Source organism: Telluria sp. AZSoR62 (assembly GCF_058111565.1).
On the sequence record NZ_JBYTST010000553.1, the window covers coordinates 1 to 240 of the forward strand.

Here is a 240-nt window from a genome sequence, read left to right on the forward strand (position 1 = left end):
GTTTTCAAACACCGTGAGGTTTTCGTAGATCGACGGGTTCTGAAATTTACGCCCCACCCCAGCGCGCACAATGTTGTACTCGCGCATCCTGGTCAGTTCCTGGCCGTCAAACTGGATGCTGCCGCTGGTGGCGCGGGTCTTGCCGCAGATCAGGTCCAGCACGGTGGTTTTGCCGGCGCCATTGGGGCCGATCACCACGCGCACTTCGTTACGGTCGATATACAGGTTGAGGTTGTCGAC

1 protein-coding gene is annotated in these 240 nt (G+C 58.3%); it reads right to left on the reverse strand.

The features are described 5' to 3' along the window. Positions 1 to 240 (reverse strand): ATP-binding cassette domain-containing protein (locus AC3XQU_RS24735; protein WP_489876741.1); only part of this gene is annotated, 240 nt, incomplete at both ends.